The organism is Thiohalomonas denitrificans (assembly GCF_900102855.1).
Classification (GTDB): domain Bacteria; phylum Pseudomonadota; class Gammaproteobacteria; order Thiohalomonadales; family Thiohalomonadaceae; genus Thiohalomonas; species Thiohalomonas denitrificans.
Genome location: NZ_FMWD01000002.1, coordinates 245,581 through 262,061, shown reverse-complemented (window position 1 = coordinate 262,061; position 16,481 = coordinate 245,581). Strand labels below are relative to the sequence as shown.

Annotated in this window: 16 protein-coding genes and 1 pseudogene; 13 read left to right on the top strand and 4 right to left on the bottom strand. The window is 61.8% G+C overall.

The window, feature by feature from the left end:
* Positions 1-32: 32 nt before the first annotated feature.
* Positions 33-1,235 (top strand): class I SAM-dependent methyltransferase, encoded by a 1,203-nt coding sequence (locus BLP65_RS03825; RefSeq protein ID WP_092992790.1) that lies wholly within the window; start codon positions 33-35, stop codon positions 1,233-1,235.
* 144 nt (positions 1,236-1,379) lie between these two features.
* Here BLP65_RS03825 and BLP65_RS03820 read toward each other — a convergent pair whose 3' ends face one another.
* Entirely contained in the window at positions 1,380-1,607 is a 228-nt protein-coding gene (locus BLP65_RS03820; RefSeq protein WP_092992788.1) for a hypothetical protein, read from the bottom strand.
* A 269-nt stretch (positions 1,608-1,876) separates the two neighbouring features.
* Here BLP65_RS03820 and BLP65_RS03815 point away from each other — a divergent pair, with 269 nt between their 5' ends.
* The 4 genes from BLP65_RS03815 to BLP65_RS03800 are packed head-to-tail and all read left to right on the top strand — an operon-like array spanning position 1,877 to position 4,545.
* Positions 1,877-2,572: a class I SAM-dependent methyltransferase gene (locus tag BLP65_RS03815; protein ID WP_092992786.1), complete on the top strand. Its 696-nt coding sequence runs from the start codon at positions 1,877-1,879 to the stop codon at positions 2,570-2,572.
* 11 nt (positions 2,573-2,583) lie between these two features.
* Positions 2,584-3,381, top strand: a complete 798-nt coding sequence (locus BLP65_RS03810) for an undecaprenyl-diphosphate phosphatase (protein WP_092992784.1) — start codon at positions 2,584-2,586, stop codon at positions 3,379-3,381.
* Positions 3,374-3,757 (top strand): VanZ family protein, encoded by a 384-nt coding sequence (locus BLP65_RS03805; protein WP_092992782.1) that lies wholly within the window; start codon positions 3,374-3,376, stop codon positions 3,755-3,757. Before BLP65_RS03810 ends, BLP65_RS03805 begins: the two co-directional genes overlap by 8 nt.
* Before the next feature lie 38 nt (positions 3,758-3,795).
* Positions 3,796-4,545, top strand: a complete 750-nt coding sequence (locus BLP65_RS03800) for a hypothetical protein (RefSeq protein WP_092992780.1) — start codon at positions 3,796-3,798, stop codon at positions 4,543-4,545.
* A gap of 259 nt (positions 4,546-4,804) precedes the next feature.
* On the opposite strand, the pseudogene BLP65_RS03795 reads toward BLP65_RS03800, so the two are convergent.
* Positions 4,805-4,969, bottom strand: a pseudogene (locus BLP65_RS03795) (ATP-binding protein); the annotation flags it as partial.
* Between the two features lie 445 nt (positions 4,970-5,414).
* Between BLP65_RS03795 and kaiC the strand changes: the two are divergent.
* The 4 genes from kaiC to BLP65_RS03775 are packed head-to-tail and all read left to right on the top strand — an operon-like array spanning position 5,415 to position 9,788.
* A complete protein-coding gene (gene kaiC, locus BLP65_RS03790; protein WP_175452425.1) occupies positions 5,415-7,229 on the top strand; it encodes a circadian clock protein KaiC in 1,815 nt (604 codons plus the stop codon).
* 2 nt (positions 7,230-7,231) lie between these two features.
* The gene (locus BLP65_RS03785) at positions 7,232-7,552 is read left to right on the top strand and encodes a circadian clock KaiB family protein (RefSeq protein ID WP_092992774.1); all 321 of its coding nucleotides are present in this window, start codon (positions 7,232-7,234) and stop codon (positions 7,550-7,552) included.
* The gene (locus BLP65_RS03780; RefSeq protein ID WP_092992772.1) at positions 7,549-8,808 is read left to right on the top strand and encodes a PAS domain-containing sensor histidine kinase; all 1,260 of its coding nucleotides are present in this window, start codon (positions 7,549-7,551) and stop codon (positions 8,806-8,808) included. The genes BLP65_RS03785 and BLP65_RS03780 overlap by 4 nt, the downstream gene beginning before the upstream one ends.
* Entirely contained in the window at positions 8,805-9,788 is a 984-nt protein-coding gene (locus BLP65_RS03775) for a sensor domain-containing diguanylate cyclase (RefSeq protein ID WP_092992770.1), read from the top strand. Before BLP65_RS03780 ends, BLP65_RS03775 begins: the two co-directional genes overlap by 4 nt.
* Before the next feature lie 184 nt (positions 9,789-9,972).
* On the opposite strand, the gene BLP65_RS03770 is transcribed toward BLP65_RS03775, so the two are convergent.
* Both BLP65_RS03770 and BLP65_RS03765 read right to left on the bottom strand, forming a co-directional pair.
* Positions 9,973-11,193, bottom strand: a complete 1,221-nt coding sequence (locus tag BLP65_RS03770; protein ID WP_092992769.1) for a multifunctional CCA addition/repair protein — start codon at positions 11,191-11,193, stop codon at positions 9,973-9,975.
* A gap of 102 nt (positions 11,194-11,295) precedes the next feature.
* Entirely contained in the window at positions 11,296-12,261 is a 966-nt protein-coding gene (locus tag BLP65_RS03765; RefSeq protein ID WP_092992767.1) for a complex I NDUFA9 subunit family protein, read from the bottom strand.
* Positions 12,262-12,419: 158 nt separating this feature from the next.
* On the opposite strand from BLP65_RS03765, the gene BLP65_RS03760 reads away from it, so the two are divergent.
* The 4 genes from BLP65_RS03760 to BLP65_RS03745 all read left to right on the top strand — a co-directional run bounded on the left by BLP65_RS03760 (position 12,420) and on the right by BLP65_RS03745 (position 16,443).
* The gene (locus BLP65_RS03760) at positions 12,420-13,784 is read left to right on the top strand and encodes an NAD-dependent succinate-semialdehyde dehydrogenase (RefSeq protein WP_092992765.1); all 1,365 of its coding nucleotides are present in this window, start codon (positions 12,420-12,422) and stop codon (positions 13,782-13,784) included.
* Between the two features lie 183 nt (positions 13,785-13,967).
* Entirely contained in the window at positions 13,968-14,753 is a 786-nt protein-coding gene (locus BLP65_RS03755; RefSeq protein WP_092992763.1) for a sulfite exporter TauE/SafE family protein, read from the top strand.
* A 13-nt stretch (positions 14,754-14,766) separates the two neighbouring features.
* On the top strand, positions 14,767-16,014 hold the full coding sequence (locus BLP65_RS03750) for a BamA/TamA family outer membrane protein (RefSeq protein WP_092992761.1): 1,248 nt from the start codon (positions 14,767-14,769) through the stop codon (positions 16,012-16,014).
* On the top strand, positions 16,015-16,443 hold the full coding sequence (locus BLP65_RS03745; protein ID WP_092992759.1) for an archease: 429 nt from the start codon (positions 16,015-16,017) through the stop codon (positions 16,441-16,443).
* The last annotated feature ends 38 nt before the right edge of the window (positions 16,444-16,481 follow it).

The window sequence follows — 16,481 nt, the reverse complement described above, 5'->3', positions numbered from 1 at the left end:
CTTCTCACTTGTGCGCTATGGAAGCCTGAATCATGTTCTCTAACTCGAATCCCGATCCCCGCACGGCCGCTCGTTCGCTGCAGGAACTGCCGCCACCCGACCCGGCTGCCGCCGCCGTTAGTGACCGGCTCTGCGCCGCGATCCGCGAGGAGATTCGCCGCGCCAAAAACGCCCGTGTGAGCTTCGCGCGCTTCATGGAACTGGCCCTCTATGCCCCCGGCATGGGTTACTACAGCGCGGGAAGTCGCAAGTTCGGCGAGGCGGGTGATTTTGTCACCGCCCCCGAGCTTACACCTCTTTTCTCCCGCTGCATTGCCCACCAAAGCGCCGAGATCCTGGGCCGCACCGGGGGCGATATCCTTGAGTTCGGGGCCGGTTCCGGGGTCATGGCTGCCGACGTCCTGGCGGAACTGGAGCGGACCGGCAATCTGCCTACAGCATACTGGATACTCGAGGTGAGTGCCGATCTTCGGGAACGGCAGCAGGAGGCGCTGCGCTTGCGTGTCCCGCATCTTGTTGAACGGGTGCAGTGGCTGGAGAGTTGGCCCGAAATCTTCGAGGGCGTGGTGCTGGCCAATGAGGTCCTGGACGCGATGCCGGTGCACCGCTTCCGGGTCGCCGCCGATGGTGTCGAAGAGCAGTTTGTAGGCCTTGATGGAGAGCGGTTTTCGGAGATTTGGGACCGCCCTGATGATGCAAGGGTGGAACGCTCTATGGAGGACCTGGTGAGTGAGTGTTCGCTGACCGAGGGCTACGTGTCTGAACTCAATCTCGCGGCCCGGGACTGGACCCGGCAACTCGCCTCGGTGCTAAAACGAGGTGCCGCGCTGGTGATTGATTACGGATTCCCACGTCGGGAGTTTTACCATCCGGAACGTAGCGAGGGGACCTTGATGTGCCATTATCGCCATCGCTCCCACCAGGACCCTTACCGGTATGTCGGTCTGCAGGATATCACCACCCACGTGGACTTTACCGCGATCGCCGAGGCGGCCCACGATGCCGGTCTGCGGGTGGCGGGATTTACCAATCAGACGAACTTCCTGCTGGCGAACGGGTTGGCGGGGATGGCGGAGGACACCAGTGACAGGGGGCGGCTGGATAAGGCCGCAGCGATCAAACGGCTGACCCTGCCGGGAGAGATGGGCGAGTTGTTCAAGGTCCTTGCCCTGACCCGTAGCCTGGACGGAGTGCTTACGGGCTTTACGTGGCGGGACCATCGCGGACGCCTCTGAGAACATCGTTTTTGTAGGTTGGGGTGAGTTATGCGAACCCCACGCTGATTTTGTTGGGCTGCGTTCCTCAGCGCCAACCTACATTTTGGCGCCCATTGCTATTCCCGGGCAGGCTCCTGGACCTGCCGCACTCGTGGCTGCCTGTCACTCGTCCGGGCGCGAGAGTTGGATCCCGGAATCGGCCAGCTGTTCGCGGCGTTCGCGCAGCAAGACGTCATAGGTGCGTGCCAGAGATTTTTCATAGGCACAGTCGCCGGTGATGCCGATGTCGCGCAGGCGCGCCTCCAGATAGGCGATCTCCTCGAGCATTCGGGTCTGGTGCTGAGTGGGGCTGACCGGTAGCTGACGATAAAAATGGGCGGTGTTTTCCATGATTCCCTACCTTGTTTTTGATCTTCCTGGCAGGAGTTCGAAAGACCCTGCCTCTCGCGAGGGGCTGGGGTGGGGAGCATCCTGACCTCCCCGGGCAAGAAAACTTTTTCGAATACCTGTTAGAGGTATAGACCCACCTTCGGATGTTTTCCTGAGTGAAGGATCGATCTGGCGACTCCGATTTCCACTGTTGCCATCGGGTCCCGGTTCTCTTGTAAGGTTGATCGGGTAAACTACCCATCTGGCGAAGCGATACATCGAGGAAACTGATGTCTGAACGGATGAAAGAGACCCGGGAAATGCTGGCCCGCCACCATAGGGATGGCGAACGCTTTGCCCAAATGATGAAGGAGAGTTTCGAGCGTCGCTTTGACGAGGCGTTCTGGGCGGATTGGGAGCAGTGGGTCGTTCCGGCCTACTCCGAACGGCCGGTGATCCTTGATCTGGGTGCGGGCCCCGGCATGTTCGTCAAGGCGGCTGCCGAACGCTATCCCGCGGCTCGTGTGGTCGGCGTGGAGTGTGCACCTTACATGCTGGATGCAGCCGAAACGCTCCCGGACAACGGCGAACTGCTCTGTCAAGACCTGCATGACCCGCATTTTCCCCTCGAAGAGGCCTCCGTCGATGCAGCAGTGGCCTCGGTCGTGCTTCACGAGATGAATCAGCCGGTGCGTGCGCTGCAGGAACTCACGCGCTGCCTGCGGCCAGGTGGCCGCTTACTGATTCTCGACTGGGTGCGGGCTCCGCTCGAAGTCTACGTGCGTAATCAGACCGACGAGGGGCGACTATTCGACCCTGAGACCCCCGTCGACGAATTGGAGGACCTGTTCGTTCACTTTGTCGAACACAACCGCTTCTCACGTGAAGACCTCTACTACCTGCTGCATCGGACCGGTTTTGCCGTCATCGACAGCACAGTGACCCGTGAAGGTCGCTATGGGCGGCTCATCGCCCAGCGTCGCTGACGGAGACGACGATGGATCTGGTTCAAGCTGTGCTCCTGGCGTTACTCCAGGGCGTGACCGAGTTTCTCCCCGTCTCCAGCTCCGCGCATCTGATTCTCCTGCCCGCCCTCACTGGCTGGGAGGACCAGGGGTTGGCATTTGATGTCGCGGTCCACGTCGGCACCCTCGCAGCGGTTGTCTGGTATTTCCGCGGCGAGTTGCGCCCGATGATCGTGGATTGGGGTCGTTCGCTGTTGGAGCGGCGCCTGGTGGGGGAAAGCCGGCTTGCCTGGGGGGTCCTTTTTGGCACCGTTCCCGTTGGCGTGGCGGGTCTGGCCTTCAAGGACGTGGTGGAAACGAGCCTGCGCTCGCCCCTGGTGATTGCCGCCACCACTATCATTTTCGGGGTGCTCCTGTGGTGGGCCGATGCCCGCGGGCAGCGTCTTCGCAGTGAGCACACCGTAGGCTGGAAGGATGTACTGGTGATCGGCGTCGCCCAGGCGATCGCCCTCATCCCCGGCACCTCGCGTTCGGGGATCACCATGACAGCCGGCCTGATGATGGGGCTTGATCGGCAGGGCGCCGCCCGTTTTTCGTTTCTGCTGTCCATCCCGGTGATCGCGATTGCCGGGGGACTCAGTACCGTGGAGCTGATCGGTGCCGGTGAGAGCGTCATCTGGACGCCCTTGCTGGTCGGTACTGCGGTGGCCGCTCTTAGCGCCTATCTTTGTATTCACTTCTTTCTGAAACTGCTGGAACGAATCGGCATGATGCCGTTCGTCATTTATCGTCTGCTCCTTGGAGGGGCTCTGCTGGCTGTGTATGCGTGATCTGAATCGCAAGGGACTGTGGCTCGGCATCGGCTGGCTGATTGCGGCGATGATGGCCTGGGTCTCTCTCATGTCGGCTCCGCCGAGCTTCGGTTTCAGCCTGAGCGGCAGTGACAAGGTACAGCACGCTTTGGCCTATATGGTGCTTACCGGATGGTTTGTGCAGCTGTACCGTAGCTGGCCTCCGCGCCTGCTCTATGCCGCACTGTTTACCGCCATGGGCATTGGGCTGGAGTTTCTGCAGGGACTCGGGGGCATTCGGCATTTCGAAGTGGCCGATATGCTCGCCAATACCACCGGCGTCCTGCTGGGATTGGCTCTCGCTCTGACCCGGTTCAACAATGTGATAGAGCTGATTGACGACCGAATCGGTTGAGGCTGGCGCCATATTTTTTTGCCACGGAGGGCATTGCAATGTCCGAGACCATCGAACACGGGAACATCTATTTCCTCTATCGCCCCAGGGTTGGCGTTGAGCAGGTGGAGGGCCTCGAGGACGTACAGCGGGTCTATATGGTGCTCAGTCCCCAGGGCAAGAAACGTTACCGCCTGCTGGTAATGGGCCGGAAACGGTTACCGGAAATCCATGACGGCGGGGAGCGGTACTGGGGCTTCGTGGGCGGAGTCGAGGAATCGGCCGTAAAGCTGCGAAAGGAGTTCGAGGCAGAGACCTACGAGACCAAGACCCGGGGAACGCGGCAGGTTCCACCGGCCCGGCCCGCCGGAGAAGGGGTCTATGCGCTGGTCGAGCACGGTGGTCACACCCACCTCGCCTATGCGCTGGAACTGCCCAAGGAGCCTGACGAGGTCCAGAAGGAACTCAACATCGCACCGGAGGCGAGCTTTGTCGTCAGCGTCAAGAATCCTGATAAACCCTCCCCACCGAGTGCCGGACTCGGCAGGCGCCAGCAGGCCCGATTCCCGAAGCACCTGATGGAGAAATTCCGCGACCGTCGCTTCATCGAGATCGAACCGCCCGACTATCTGGATTATGAAGGTGCCGAACTGATGATGATCGGTGCGCGTGAGGATGCCGAGCGAGAGCTGGAGATCGATCTGGATCCGCAAGATGAAGACGTAAACAGTGCCGAGATGTTTTCCGATCTGCGCATCCGCAAGAGCCGACACCCCATCGAACCCCTCTTCGAGGGCCGCTGGGAATAGCGCAGCCGCGCAGCGGGAAGCAGGGATGCGGATGCCCATCTCTGCTTCCTTTTTTGAGCCGATAGCAAGCCGCTTGGGTCGCCCTAACGTTGTCGCTGGTACGAAGGCGAAAGGTCGGCGGCGACCGGCAGCTATCGACCCACCACCGTCATTTCCGAGAAGACGGGAGTTCATACCCGAATGGCCGCAAACGACCCAAAGCCGCCGCGTGCATTGACGTTGGCAACGTCTGCTTAGCGACTTTAAGTGGCCATAAAAACTATTTCGGCCACCGTATCCGAAATACCGCGCCTCGCGGCTGGTTGTCGGTGACGTCGATCTGGCCGCCATAGCTGCGCACCAACTTCCGAACCACGGCCAAGCCGATTCCCGTATGCTGCTCGCCTGGTTTCTTGTCCAGCGACGTGAACATTCGAAATACCCGCTCTCGCTCTTCCTAGGGGATGCCGGGCCCGTCATCGGCCACATCGGTGCGCCAGTATTGGCCTTCTTCCTGGCTACGAATCCAACAAGTGCCCGTCTCCGGCTGGTCATGGTGTGCGCCGCCCGTGCACTTCAAAGATGCCGCACGCTCCCCCTGACTGCGCCGCTAGTTGGCCCAAAATCCAGGCTGTTGCGGGATCACAGAAAGCCCCTGGTTTGAGCAGAGAAACGTATGGTATCGATAAACGTCCGAGGCTAACCCCTCGACACGCTGTCCAAGTCATTAAAAAAGCGAGACAAGCGGAAAATCGGCACCCGCTTCAACTCCCCCTTATATCCGGTATTCACGCTCGCCGTATCCCCGGGCGGCCTCCCGCGCAAGTGGTGTCGGTCCCCCAGCGGCCATTCACTACACTTGCCTTAGCGCGAATCGACAGGAGTCCATCGTGAGCGAGTGCACCGAACCGCATCCGGCCAAGGAGTTGGTGAAGGTCCCCACCGGTATCCCCGGTTTCGACGAAGTCGCGGACGGTGGTCTGCCCAGTGGACGTATTTCGTTGGTGCTGGGCGGTCCGGGGACCGGTAAATCCGTGCTCGCCCTGCAAACGCTGGCCAACGGGGCCAGGGATGCGGAAGAGCCCGGGCTCTTCCTCGCCTTCGAAGAGTCGTGTGCAGAAATCCGCACCAATGCCGCGAGTTTCGCCTGGGACCTCGCCGGGCTGGAGCGCGATGGGAAGCTGGTCTTTGTCGATGCGCAATTCTCGCCCGAGATGACACGGGCGGGCACCTTCACGCTGGAAGGGATGCTGACCACGCTGGAGGCGAAGGTACGGGAGATGGGGGCGAAGCGGGTGGTGTTCGATTCGCTCGATGTGCTCCTGGAAATGCTCCACGACCCCGAATTGGGTCGCCAGGAGCTGCGCCGAATCCGCGATTGGCTGAGAGAGCAGGGACTGACCGGGATCCTGACCAGCCGCATCGAAGCGGTCGAGCAGGAAAAGCCCCCCATCACTAACCCGTTCATCCTGTTTCTGGCCGATTTCGTGCTGCTGTTGCACTACCGGGTGACCGACCGAGTTGCCCTGCGCGAGCTTCGCATTCTGAAGTACCGCGGTTCGGCCTTCGAGCAGAACGAATTCCCCTTTACCATCGGCCCCGAGGGCATTGAGGTCGGTAGCTTCGGGCTGCGGCGGCTCGATTACCCCGTCTCCAACGAGCGGGTCTCCAGCGGCATTCCGCGGCTCGATACCATGCTCAACGGCGGTTATTTTCGCGGTTCCAGCATCCTCATCACCGGCGCGCCGGGAACCGCCAAAACGACCCTCTCGGGCGCCTTCGCGCAGGCAGCCTGCCGGCGCAAGGAGCGCACCCTCTATATCGCCTTCGACGAGTCGCCCAATGAGATCGTGCGCAACATCGCCTCGGTCAACATCCGGCTCGCCCCTTATATGGAGACCGGCCTGCTGCAGATGCATGCGCTGCAGGGCGGGGCACGCAGTGCCGAGGAGCACCTAATACGCATAAAGGCGCTCATCGAAGGCTACGAGCCCCGCTGCATAGTGGTTGACCCGATGTCGGCGCTCGCCCACGGCGGCGGACGCCTGCCCGGGCTCGCGGTGGCCCAGCGGTTACTGAGCCTAGCCAAGAGCCGAGGTATCACCCTCCTGGGGACCAGCCTCATGGAAGCGGTCGACCCCACCATCGAGGCGGCCAAGATTCGGGTTTCGACCATCGCCGATACCTGGATTCACCTCACCTACGTAGCGAGCGGTGGCGAGCGCAACCGCGCGCTGACTATCGTCAAAGCGCGGGGCATCGGCCACTCCAACCAGGTACGGGAGATGGTGCTGAGCAATGAAGGGGTCAACCTGAGTGATGTTTATGTCGCTCAGGGCCAGGTACTGATGGGGGCGCTACGGACCGAACGCGAGGCCCAGGAAAAAATGGAACAGGCGCGGGTGCGCACCGAAACCGCCCGCAAGCGGCGGGAACTGGAGGCGGCCGAGGCGGAGGCGGCGGCACGGCTGCAGGCGCTGGAGTGTGAGGCGGAGATCCGGCGCAAAGAGACGCAGCGCCAGTTGGAGGTAGAACGGGCTTCGCTGCAACGGGAACTGGAGGCGCGGCGCATTGAACTTGAGCGGCTTGAACAGGAGCAGCAGCTTCGTGAGTCGATAACCGCCGAACGGCGGGGGATGGTGCGTACGATGCGTCGCGCGGACACGGATGAAGAGTCTACCAGACCCGGTCCGGGTGAGGAGTAGGCATGGATGAGCCCGCCAACGCCTCCGAGAGAGCAGTCGACAAGCCCATGCGCCTGCGCCTCTACATCCTTAGCAACACGGCCCCTTCCGAGGCGGCACTCGCCAACCTCAATGCCGTTGCCGAAACGCACAGGGTCCGGCACTTCGAACTGGAGGTGATTGACGTACGCGACGAACCATTACGGGCCCTGAACGAGGGGGCACTGATGGTGCCGACCCTCATTATCATCACCGATAAGGGCCAGCGCGAGTTGTTCGGCGACCTCAGCGACACCGACTTGCTCCTGAAGGTGCTCGGCCTGGACGCGCCGCACGAAACATGAACGACGAGCGGCCCGAAAGGAGCGAAATCACCGAACAGCTACGCCGCGAGCGCGAGCTGTCGGAAAAGGCGCTTAATCACAGCACCGATGTCATCTTCGCCTTCGACCACGACCTCCGCATCACCGTTTGGAACGCGCCGGCCGAACGGCTGACCGGCGTCAACAAGCCCCACGCGTGGGGACGGGGTGTGGCGACCATCCCCCGCTTCTTTGCGTTGACCGGAGGCGAGGCGAGTTATCGGCGGGTACTGGCGGGAGAGAGCCTGCGGTTGCCCGAGGCGCGCTTTTTCATCGAAGTCCTTGGCGTCGAAGCGGTATTGGAGGTTTTCCTGACCCCGTTACGGGATGCCTCCGGCAGCGTCGAGGCGGGGCTTGGCATTATTCACGACATCACCCGCTACAAGCGTGTAGAAGAGGCGCTGCAGGAGCACGAGGCAAAGCTCCAGGAATCTAATACCCGCCTCTCCCGGACACTGGAGGAACTGCGTACCGCGCAGGAGCAGGTAGCCCAGACCGAAAAGATGGTGGCGCTCGGCACCATGGCGTTAGGGGTGGCGCACGAGTTAAGCAACCCGCTGATGGGCGTCATGGGCTTCGTCGGCTACGCACGGCGCAATCCCGGCTCCCCGAGTGCCGGCGAGGCCCTCGGGAAAGCCGATCAAGAGCTGGGGCGCATGCGCGATCTCATCAAAAGCATGCTGGGCTTTGCTCGACCCACTGAGGGCGAAATAACGGATGTTCCGCTGCCCGTACTGCTCCAGCACACCTTATCGCTGATCGGGGCTGACCTGAAGGTGCGGCGAGTCGAGGTAGAGACCGATTTGGAAGAGGGCCTTCCGCCTGTTCGGGCCAACAGGTCTCAGTTGGAGCAGGTGCTGCTGAATCTGCTCCTGAACGCCCGCGATGCGCTCGACGGTGAGCCCGAAAAGCGAATCCTGGTGCGCGCCTGGAGTGAAGATGCAGCGGTGGTCATCGAGGTGAATGACACCGGCCCGGGCGTTCCGGAGACCATTCGAGAGCGCATCTTCGAGCCATTTTTCACCACCAAGCCTCTGGGCGAAGGAACGGGCCTGGGTCTTTCGGTCAGCCGCACCCTGGTCACTGAAACGGGTGGAGAGCTGAGCTTGGTAAGCGCCCCTGGGGAGGGGGCGCGCTTTCGCATTCGCCTAAGGAAGAGGGATAAAGCTGTCTCCGACTCATACCGGGCGGAAGATGAAACGGCAGTGGCGAAGCATACCCGAGGAAGAAGCCTGTGAGCGACGAGACCAAGCAGACACCCAAAATCATCGAGCAGCTGCGCCGCGAGCGCGAGCTGCTGGACGAGATCCTCAACCACAGCGCCGACGTCATCTTCGCCTTCGATCGCGAAGGCAATGTCACAGTATGGAGCGCCCCGGCTGAACGAGTCACTGGAGTGAGCAAGTCCGACGCGTGGGGCCGGCCGCTGGCGAACATCCCCCCCTTCTTTGCGTTAACCGGGGGCGAGGCGAGTTACCAGCGAATACTTGCGGGAGACAGCCTTAGGCTGCCCGAGCGGCGCTACTTCATCCCGGCCTTCGGGGTTGAGGCGGTGTTGGACGTATTCCTGACCCCGTTACGGGATGCCTCGGGCGGTGTCGAAGGGGGACTCGGTATCATTCACGACATCACCCGCTACAAGCGCGCGGAGGAGGCGCTGACCGCGAGCGAGGCACGGCTGCGCGAGGCCAATACCGTCCTCGCCCACGAGGCGATGCATGATGCCCTCACCGGCCTGCCGAACCGACGTGCAATGGAGCGACGAATGGAGGCGGAGTGGCGGCGCACGGCCCGCCACGACCGCGAGCTGTCGCTGCTGATGATCGACATCGACCACTTCAAGGCCTACAACGACCACTACGGCCACCTGCAAGGCGATGAGTGCCTGCGCCGGGTGGCGGAGGCCCTACAGCGCAACCTCGGACGGCCGGCGGATACGGTTGCCCGCTACGGCGGTGAAGAATTTCTGGCACTGCTGCCCGAAACGCCGCTGGAAGGGGCACGGCAACTGGCCGAGACGATGCATCAGGCCGTCGCTAGGCTTTCTATTCCGCACGAGACCTCGCCGGTCGCCCCGTATGTAACCATCAGCATCGGCGTAAGCGCCTCTCGGCCGCGGCACTCATCACCTGATACCGTCCGCAAGCGGGCCGACCAGGCGCTATACCAAGCTAAGGAAAAGGGGCGCAACCGCGTAGAGGTCGCCAAGACGAAGTAGGCCGTGATTAGCAGTCGAAGGGTTCGATACCGGGCGTCCGTTGTCCTGTATAGACCCGCCAGCCGTTCGAACTCCGGCTATGGCAGTTACTGGCCGAGAGCAGCCATCCATGGCCTGGATTCCCGCCTTCGCGGGAATGACTGTTGGCCGAATACAGTGCTATGAGGCGTTGCAAGGCACACCGTTATATTCTCAAGAAAGTCTTAACGGCTTCGATACGGGCTTCACGGAGTCTTTCGCCGATCTCGGCGCCCCGGTAGCCCTGGTCGACGATGGCCTTGGCGGAGACGCTGTTGGCGGCTTCGAAGGCGCGGCGGAAGAGGGCGGGTTGGGGGAAGTCTCGCTCCTCGAAGCCGGGGCGTCCGCGAGAGTCGGCTTCGCAGGCGAGAAGAAACTGTTCGACTCGTTCGGGGCGGCGGAAGGCGTCGATGGCCTCGAGGGTCTTGATGAAGGTCGCGGGGCGCAGCTCTTCGGCGCGGTGGTAGACGCCATGATGTCTGGTGACGACCAGGGCTAGATCGCGGTACTCCCTGGGAGTGCGTAGTCGTTCGCAGAGTCCCTCGACCAGGGCAACGCCCCGCTGTTCGTGAGCGTGGTGACTGGGCCATTCGGTCTCCGGGGTCGTGCCCTTGCCCAGATCGTGCACCAGAGCCGCAAAGCGCACCCGCGGGTCGCTGGATAGTCGGGCCGACTGGTCGAGGACCATCATTACATGCACCCCGGTATCCTCCTCGGGGTGATGCTGTTTGGGCTGGGGTACGCCGAAAAGCGCCTCCAGCTCCGGGAAGATCCTGCCCAGGGCTCCGCAGCCGCGCAGTACTTCGAAGAAGCGGGAGGGCGTCTCTTCCCGCAGGGCGTTCTCAAGCTCCTGCCATACCCGTTCCGGCACCAGGGCATCCACCTCGCCCGCCTCTACCATTTGCCGCATCAGTTTGTTGGTGGTGTGAGCCACCCGAAAGCCCCACTTGCCGTAGCGGGCCGCATAACGGGCAACCCGCAGGATGCGTACCGGGTCCTCTGCAAATGCAGGCGAGACATGGCGCAGGCGGCCGAGTTCGAGGTCCTCTCTCCCGCCGAAGAGATCGATGAGGTTTCCTTCGCTATCTTCGGCCATGGCGTTGATGGTGAGGTCGCGGCGTTTGAGGTCCTCCTCGAGGGTCACATCCGGTGCGGCGTGGACTTCGAATCCGTGGTAGCCGGGAGCCGTCTTGCGTTCGGTTCGCGCCAGGGCATACTCCTCACCGGTTTCCGGATGCAGAAAGACCGGAAAGTCCTTGCCTACAGGCTTGAAACCTTTTTCCAGCATCTCTTCCGGCGTGGCGCCGACCACTACCCAATCCCGATCGCGGGGCTGTTGCCCGAGAAGTTTGTCGCGGACCGCTCCGCCGACCAGATAGACCTGCATGTAACCCACCATGTATGTAAGGGATGACCATTCTTTTGCAAAGCAGAACCCGGAAGACGACTCACCATCCGTGTTCGCAACGTGTCATGGGCGCTATGGACGTTAGCGGTGGCGCGAGCGCAGGCGGATGAGATGGGTGCGCTGATCCCGTTTGCCGAGATACGTCGGCACAATACTCTCCACGGATGCGGGGGTAATCCCGAAGATTTCGGGAAAAGGCCCATCGCAGACGTTGTCCCGCTGCATGGAAAGGTAGTTGTCCTTCGAAAAGGGTTTGCCCGGCACTCGCTCCAGGAGCGTCGCCTGCATGCGGGAAAGGAAGTCGTTGAGGCCCACCACCTTTCTTTTCAATTCAGAGGCTTGCGCCGTGTACTCCACCAACTGCTGCAGGGTATAGGCGTGCGGCCCGCAAAGCTCGTAGCGCTGACCGTAGGTGCGTGCATTATCGATGGCCCGGGCATAGGCTTCAGCGACATCGCCGACATAGACAGGCGCGAAGCGCGCCTGCGGACACGCCAGCGGAAAGATGCCGGGCGTGCGGCGCAACAGTTCGGCGAAGCGGTTGAAAAAGGAATCGCCGGGACCGAAGATCACCGAGGGGCGGAAACTGGTTACGCGAATGCCGGCCGCTGAGTGCACCACGTTTTCGCCTTCTCCCTTGGTGCGCTGATAGTGACTCGTCCCATAGGCCGAATCGGCCCCCAGGGCACTCATGTGCAGCAGCCTCGGAATGCCTTTGGACAGGCAGGCCTCGACCAGCCGCCGTGGAAAATCCACGTGGACCCTGCTGAAGCCTTTGCCGTCCCTGCCGCGTTCGTTGAGGATGCCCACCAGGTTGATAACGACATCGATTCCCTCAAGCGCCTCATCGAGGCCCCTGGGGCTGGAAATATCCGCTTCCGTCATTTCCAGCGAGGGCAGAACCGAGAGGTCGCGGTGGCGTTCCGGGTTTCGGGTGACCACCCGCAGGTGATGCCGGTCGGCAGCGAGCCGTCTGAGCAGGTGACTGCCGACGAACCCGGTTCCCCCGAACACGCAGATCCGGTGCGGATAGCGTTGTGGTTCCATATTGATGGCACTCCCTTTAGCCGAAAGCCGTAGCGTGTCACCTGAACACTATACTAGGATTTCTGCCTTATCCCGGTAAACACAACCATCCCTCGCTTCAGAGGTGCGGTTGCCCGGTATGTGATACTACTGCTGAACCTAAATACGGGGAGAATGGCATGGCATTTACTTCCGTCAATCCGGCCACCGGCAAGAGACTTGCTGAATTCGCTTATTGGGATGCCGAAAAGCTGGATTCAGTCTTGCAACAGGTCGCCGATGCCACGCCCGGCTGGGCGGCGACCCCGGTCAAGGGGCGCGCGCTCCTGATCCGCCGTCTGGGCGAGACACTGCGGGAGCAGCGGGAGCAGCTCGCGGCCATCATCACTCGTGAAATGGGAAAGTTGATCGGTGAGGCGCGAGGGGAAATCGACAAGTGCGCCTGGCTCTGCGACTACTACGCCGAATCGGGCCCGGGCTTTCTGGCAGATGAGACCCTGGAGTCCGATGCGACCCGCAGTCTGGTAGCCTACCAGCCGTTGGGCACAGTGCTCGCGGTAATGCCCTGGAACTTCCCCTTCTGGCAGGTATTTCGTTTCGCGGTACCCGGTCTGCTGGCGGGCAACACCGGCTTGCTCAAGCACGCCTCCAACGTACCCCAGTGCGCCAAAAGCATCGAGAACCTGTTTATCGAGGCGGGTTTTCCCGAGGGGGTTTTTCGTTCGCTGATGATCGGCGCCTCTCAGGTGGAGGGGGTGATCGCCGACCTGCGGGTCCAGGCGGTAACCCTGACCGGCAGCGATTCGGCCGGACGGAAGGTGGCCGCTGCTGCGGGAGCCCATCTGAAAAAGAGTGTCCTGGAACTGGGTGGCTCCGACCCTTTCGTGGTACTGGAAGACGCCGACCTCGATGGCGCCGCCCGGGCGGCCGTCACCTCCCGCTTCCTGAACGGCGGACAGAGCTGCATCGCGGCCAAGCGTTTCATCCTCGTGGATGCGGTGGCCGAGAACTTCCTGGCACGCTTCAAGGCAGGCGTCGAGGCCCTTGTCCCGGGTGACCCGATGACGGAGCAGGCGACGCTGCCCCCCATGGCCCGCACCGACCTGCGTGATGACCTTCACAGGCAGGTCATCGCCAGTATCGAACAGGGTGCGGAGGCCGTCACCGGCTGCCGGCCACTGGAGGGAGAGGGTGCCTTCTATGCCGCCTCGATCCTCGACCGGGTGGAGCCGGGCATGCCCGCTTACAGCGAGGAGTTGTTCGGACCGGTGGCCATAGTCCTGCGTGCCCGCGACGAGGCCGATGCCCTGCGGATCGCCAATGACTCTCCGTTCGGGTTGGGGGGCAGCGTATGGAGCGCAGATACCCAGCGGGGCGAAGCCTTTGCGCGTGCGCTGGAGTGCGGCTGCGCGTTCGTCAACGGTATGGTAAAAAGTGATCCGCGCCTGCCCTTTGGCGGCATCAAGCAGTCCGGCTACGGCCGTGAACTCTCGCACCACGGCATCCGTGAATTCGTCAACGCCAAGACGATCTGGATCAGGTGACGGTGAGTGGCGAGTTGCTAGTGGCGAGTAGCTAGGAAGTGAGTGGCTAGTAGCGAGGAGCTAGGATTTTTTATCCTATCCACTCTCCACTCTCCACTCTCCACTTTCCACTTTCCACTTTCCACTTTCCACTTTCCACTTTCCACTTTCCACTTTCCACTTTCCACTTTCCACTGCCATACAATGCCCGATATTTACCTCTATCTCGCGGTCGGAGCCTTTGCCGGCGTTCTGGCCGGTCTGTTCGGCGTCGGGGGCGGGCTGGTCATCGTCCCCGTGCTGGCTTTCGCTTTCGCACGTGCGGGAATGGCACCGGAGGTGCTGATGCATCTGGCAATCGGCTCCTCACTCGCTACGATCGTATTTACATCCCTCGCTTCCGTGCGTGCTCACCATCGTCGCGGGGCCGTGCAGTGGCGGCTGGTTGGACGTCTCGCGCCGGGGATTGTGGTGGGTGCCTTGCTGGGGGCGGTGATTGCTGATTGGTTGCCTGGTACGGGACTGCGACGTATCTTCGGCATCTTCGAACTGGCCGTTGCGGTTCAACTGGGGCTGGGGCTGAAGCCCGCCCCGCACCGCACACTGCCGGGCACTCCGGGGCTGTTTGCAGCGGGTGGCGTCATAGGTACCGTTTCCGCAATTGTGGGGATCGGCGGTGGCACCCTGACGGTGCCGTTTTTGACCTGGAATAACGTGGCGATACGCAACGCCGTGGCCACCTCCGCGGCCTGCGGAATGCCTATTGCCCTGGCCGGTGCGCTCGGCTTTGCCGCAGCCGGCTGGGGTGAATCCGCGCTTCCTGCGGCAAGTACCGGTTACCTGTACTGGCCGGCGATAGGGGGCGTGGTTGCCGCCAGCATGCTGTTCGCTCCGCTCGGGGCGCGCCTCGCTCACGCCCTGCCGGGTGACGTCCTGAAGCGGCTGTTTGCCCTGTTCCTTGCCGGACTGGGCGTCTACATGCTCACTTGAAAGCCGGGGATCTATGCGAGTCGGGTCATGGTTGCTTCTGCTGATGCTGCTCAGTAGTGCCGTGGATGCCTCCGAACGGATCACCGATATCCGCTTCGAGGGCAACCGCGTCACCAAAGACCGCATCCTGCTGCAGGAGATGACGGTTGCAGTGGGTGAGACTGCCGATTCCGAGGCCATTGAAAATTCGCGTCAGGCCATCATGAACCTGGGCCTGTTCGAATGGGTTCGTTGGGAACTGACTGATGTGGCCGAAGGCCAGTTGCTGACCATCTCCGTTAAGGAAAAGTACTACGTGCTGCCTCTGCCGCGGCTCGACGGTGACCCCGATGGAAGTTACAGCTATGGTGCCGAGCTGCGCCTGGACAATATCGGCGGTGTCAACCAGCGGCTGAAAGTGACCCTGGATACCTCGGATCATGTGAATGACGAGGACGCACTCAAGCGTGAACTTTCAGCGGACTACAGCTATCCCCGAATCGAAGGGACCTTCTATAACCTGGATGCCGATTTTAAAATCGAGCGCACGGACTTCGACGTCACTGAAGATAGCACCGAGGCTCGCTATCAGCGCGAATATCGGCGGATTGGTGTTGGGATATCACGCTGGCTGGATACCCTCGGTCCCTCCCGTGGCTGGCGAATCGGTGGTGGATTGACTCTGGAGCAGCGGGATTTTTCGCGGCTCTCAGGCGCGAGTCTCCTGGAGGATGACCAGGCGGTGACACTTAACGGGTCGATCCTTTTCGATGCCCTGCAGGACCACGGTTACTACCGCAGCGGTGGCGTCACGGGTTATGAGACGAATATTGGCCTCAAGGAGCTGGGCTCCGACGATTTCTATAACCGCCACACCGTTTTCTATCGTCGTTATCATGCCTATGGCGATGGCCACAACCTCAATTGGCAGCTGCGGTTCGGGATGGCCAACGGCCGCAAGTTCGGGGCGCTGGCCTACCACATAGGTGGCGCGGATACCCTGCGCGGCTACGATTCCCTGGACGGTAATGCCATGGTGCTCGCCAATATCGAGTACCTGAAACCCGTTTGGCGCAGGCTGCGAGCCGTATTGTTCGCGGATATCGGAAACGTCTATCCGGACGTTCTCGACACGGATCTTACCGAACTGCGCGTCGGTGCCGGATTCGGACTGCGCTGGGACGTGACGTGGTTTGTCGATCTGTCCCTGCGAGTGGACGTGGCATACGGTTTCGATGCCGGGGAGGTTGAGGCCTATGGTGGCACCAGTCGGACCTTCTGAATGAAAGCGGCAGACTCGGCGGGTTACGAGCTGTTTCCCCACGAGGCGGATATGGGCGTGCGGGGCTGGGGAGACAGGCCCGACACTGCCTTCGAACAGACGGGACTCGCCATGACTGCGGTGGTGACCGATCCGGTATCGGTCCGTCCGGAGACTCAGGTGACGATCCGCTGCGAGGCCCCGGATCTGGAACTGTTGCTGGTCGACTGGCTGAACGCCCTCATTTACGAGATGGCCACACGCCATCTGCTGTTCAGCCGGTTCGATGTCCGCATCGAGGGGCCGCGCCTGTCCGGTAGTGCATGGGGGGAACCGGTCAATCGGGAGCGGCACGGCCCGGCGGTCGAGATCAAGGGGGCTACCTATACGGCTTTGCGGGTTTATCGGGAGGCCGAACGCTGGGTTGCGCAGACCGTCGTCGATATTTGAGCGAAAGGGAATGCCCGGCTGGTTTCAAGCATGCGGCT

Excerpts from the sequence above, each read along its gene's own strand:
- BLP65_RS03805 (WP_092992782.1), top strand. The coding sequence starts at position 3,374 with ATGCGTGATCTGAATCGCAAGGGACTGTGGCTCGGCATCGGCTGGCTG.
- BLP65_RS03760 (WP_092992765.1), top strand. The coding sequence starts at position 12,420 with ATGGCATTTACTTCCGTCAATCCGGCCACCGGCAAGAGACTTGCTGAA.
- BLP65_RS03770 (WP_092992769.1), bottom strand. The coding sequence starts at position 11,193 with ATGCAGGTCTATCTGGTCGGCGGAGCGGTCCGCGACAAACTTCTCGGG.
- BLP65_RS03785 (WP_092992774.1), top strand. The coding sequence starts at position 7,232 with ATGGATGAGCCCGCCAACGCCTCCGAGAGAGCAGTCGACAAGCCCATG.
- BLP65_RS03755 (WP_092992763.1), top strand. The coding sequence starts at position 13,968 with ATGCCCGATATTTACCTCTATCTCGCGGTCGGAGCCTTTGCCGGCGTT.
- BLP65_RS03815 (WP_092992786.1), top strand. The coding sequence starts at position 1,877 with ATGTCTGAACGGATGAAAGAGACCCGGGAAATGCTGGCCCGCCACCAT.
- BLP65_RS03810 (WP_092992784.1), top strand. The coding sequence starts at position 2,584 with ATGGATCTGGTTCAAGCTGTGCTCCTGGCGTTACTCCAGGGCGTGACC.
- BLP65_RS03820 (WP_092992788.1), bottom strand. The coding sequence starts at position 1,607 with ATGGAAAACACCGCCCATTTTTATCGTCAGCTACCGGTCAGCCCCACT.
- BLP65_RS03825 (WP_092992790.1), top strand. The coding sequence starts at position 33 with ATGTTCTCTAACTCGAATCCCGATCCCCGCACGGCCGCTCGTTCGCTG.
- BLP65_RS03750 (WP_092992761.1), top strand. The coding sequence starts at position 14,767 with ATGCGAGTCGGGTCATGGTTGCTTCTGCTGATGCTGCTCAGTAGTGCC.
- BLP65_RS03765 (WP_092992767.1), bottom strand. The coding sequence starts at position 12,261 with ATGGAACCACAACGCTATCCGCACCGGATCTGCGTGTTCGGGGGAACC.
- BLP65_RS03780 (WP_092992772.1), top strand. The coding sequence starts at position 7,549 with ATGAACGACGAGCGGCCCGAAAGGAGCGAAATCACCGAACAGCTACGC.
- BLP65_RS03800 (WP_092992780.1), top strand. The coding sequence starts at position 3,796 with ATGTCCGAGACCATCGAACACGGGAACATCTATTTCCTCTATCGCCCC.
- BLP65_RS03745 (WP_092992759.1), top strand. The coding sequence starts at position 16,015 with ATGAAAGCGGCAGACTCGGCGGGTTACGAGCTGTTTCCCCACGAGGCG.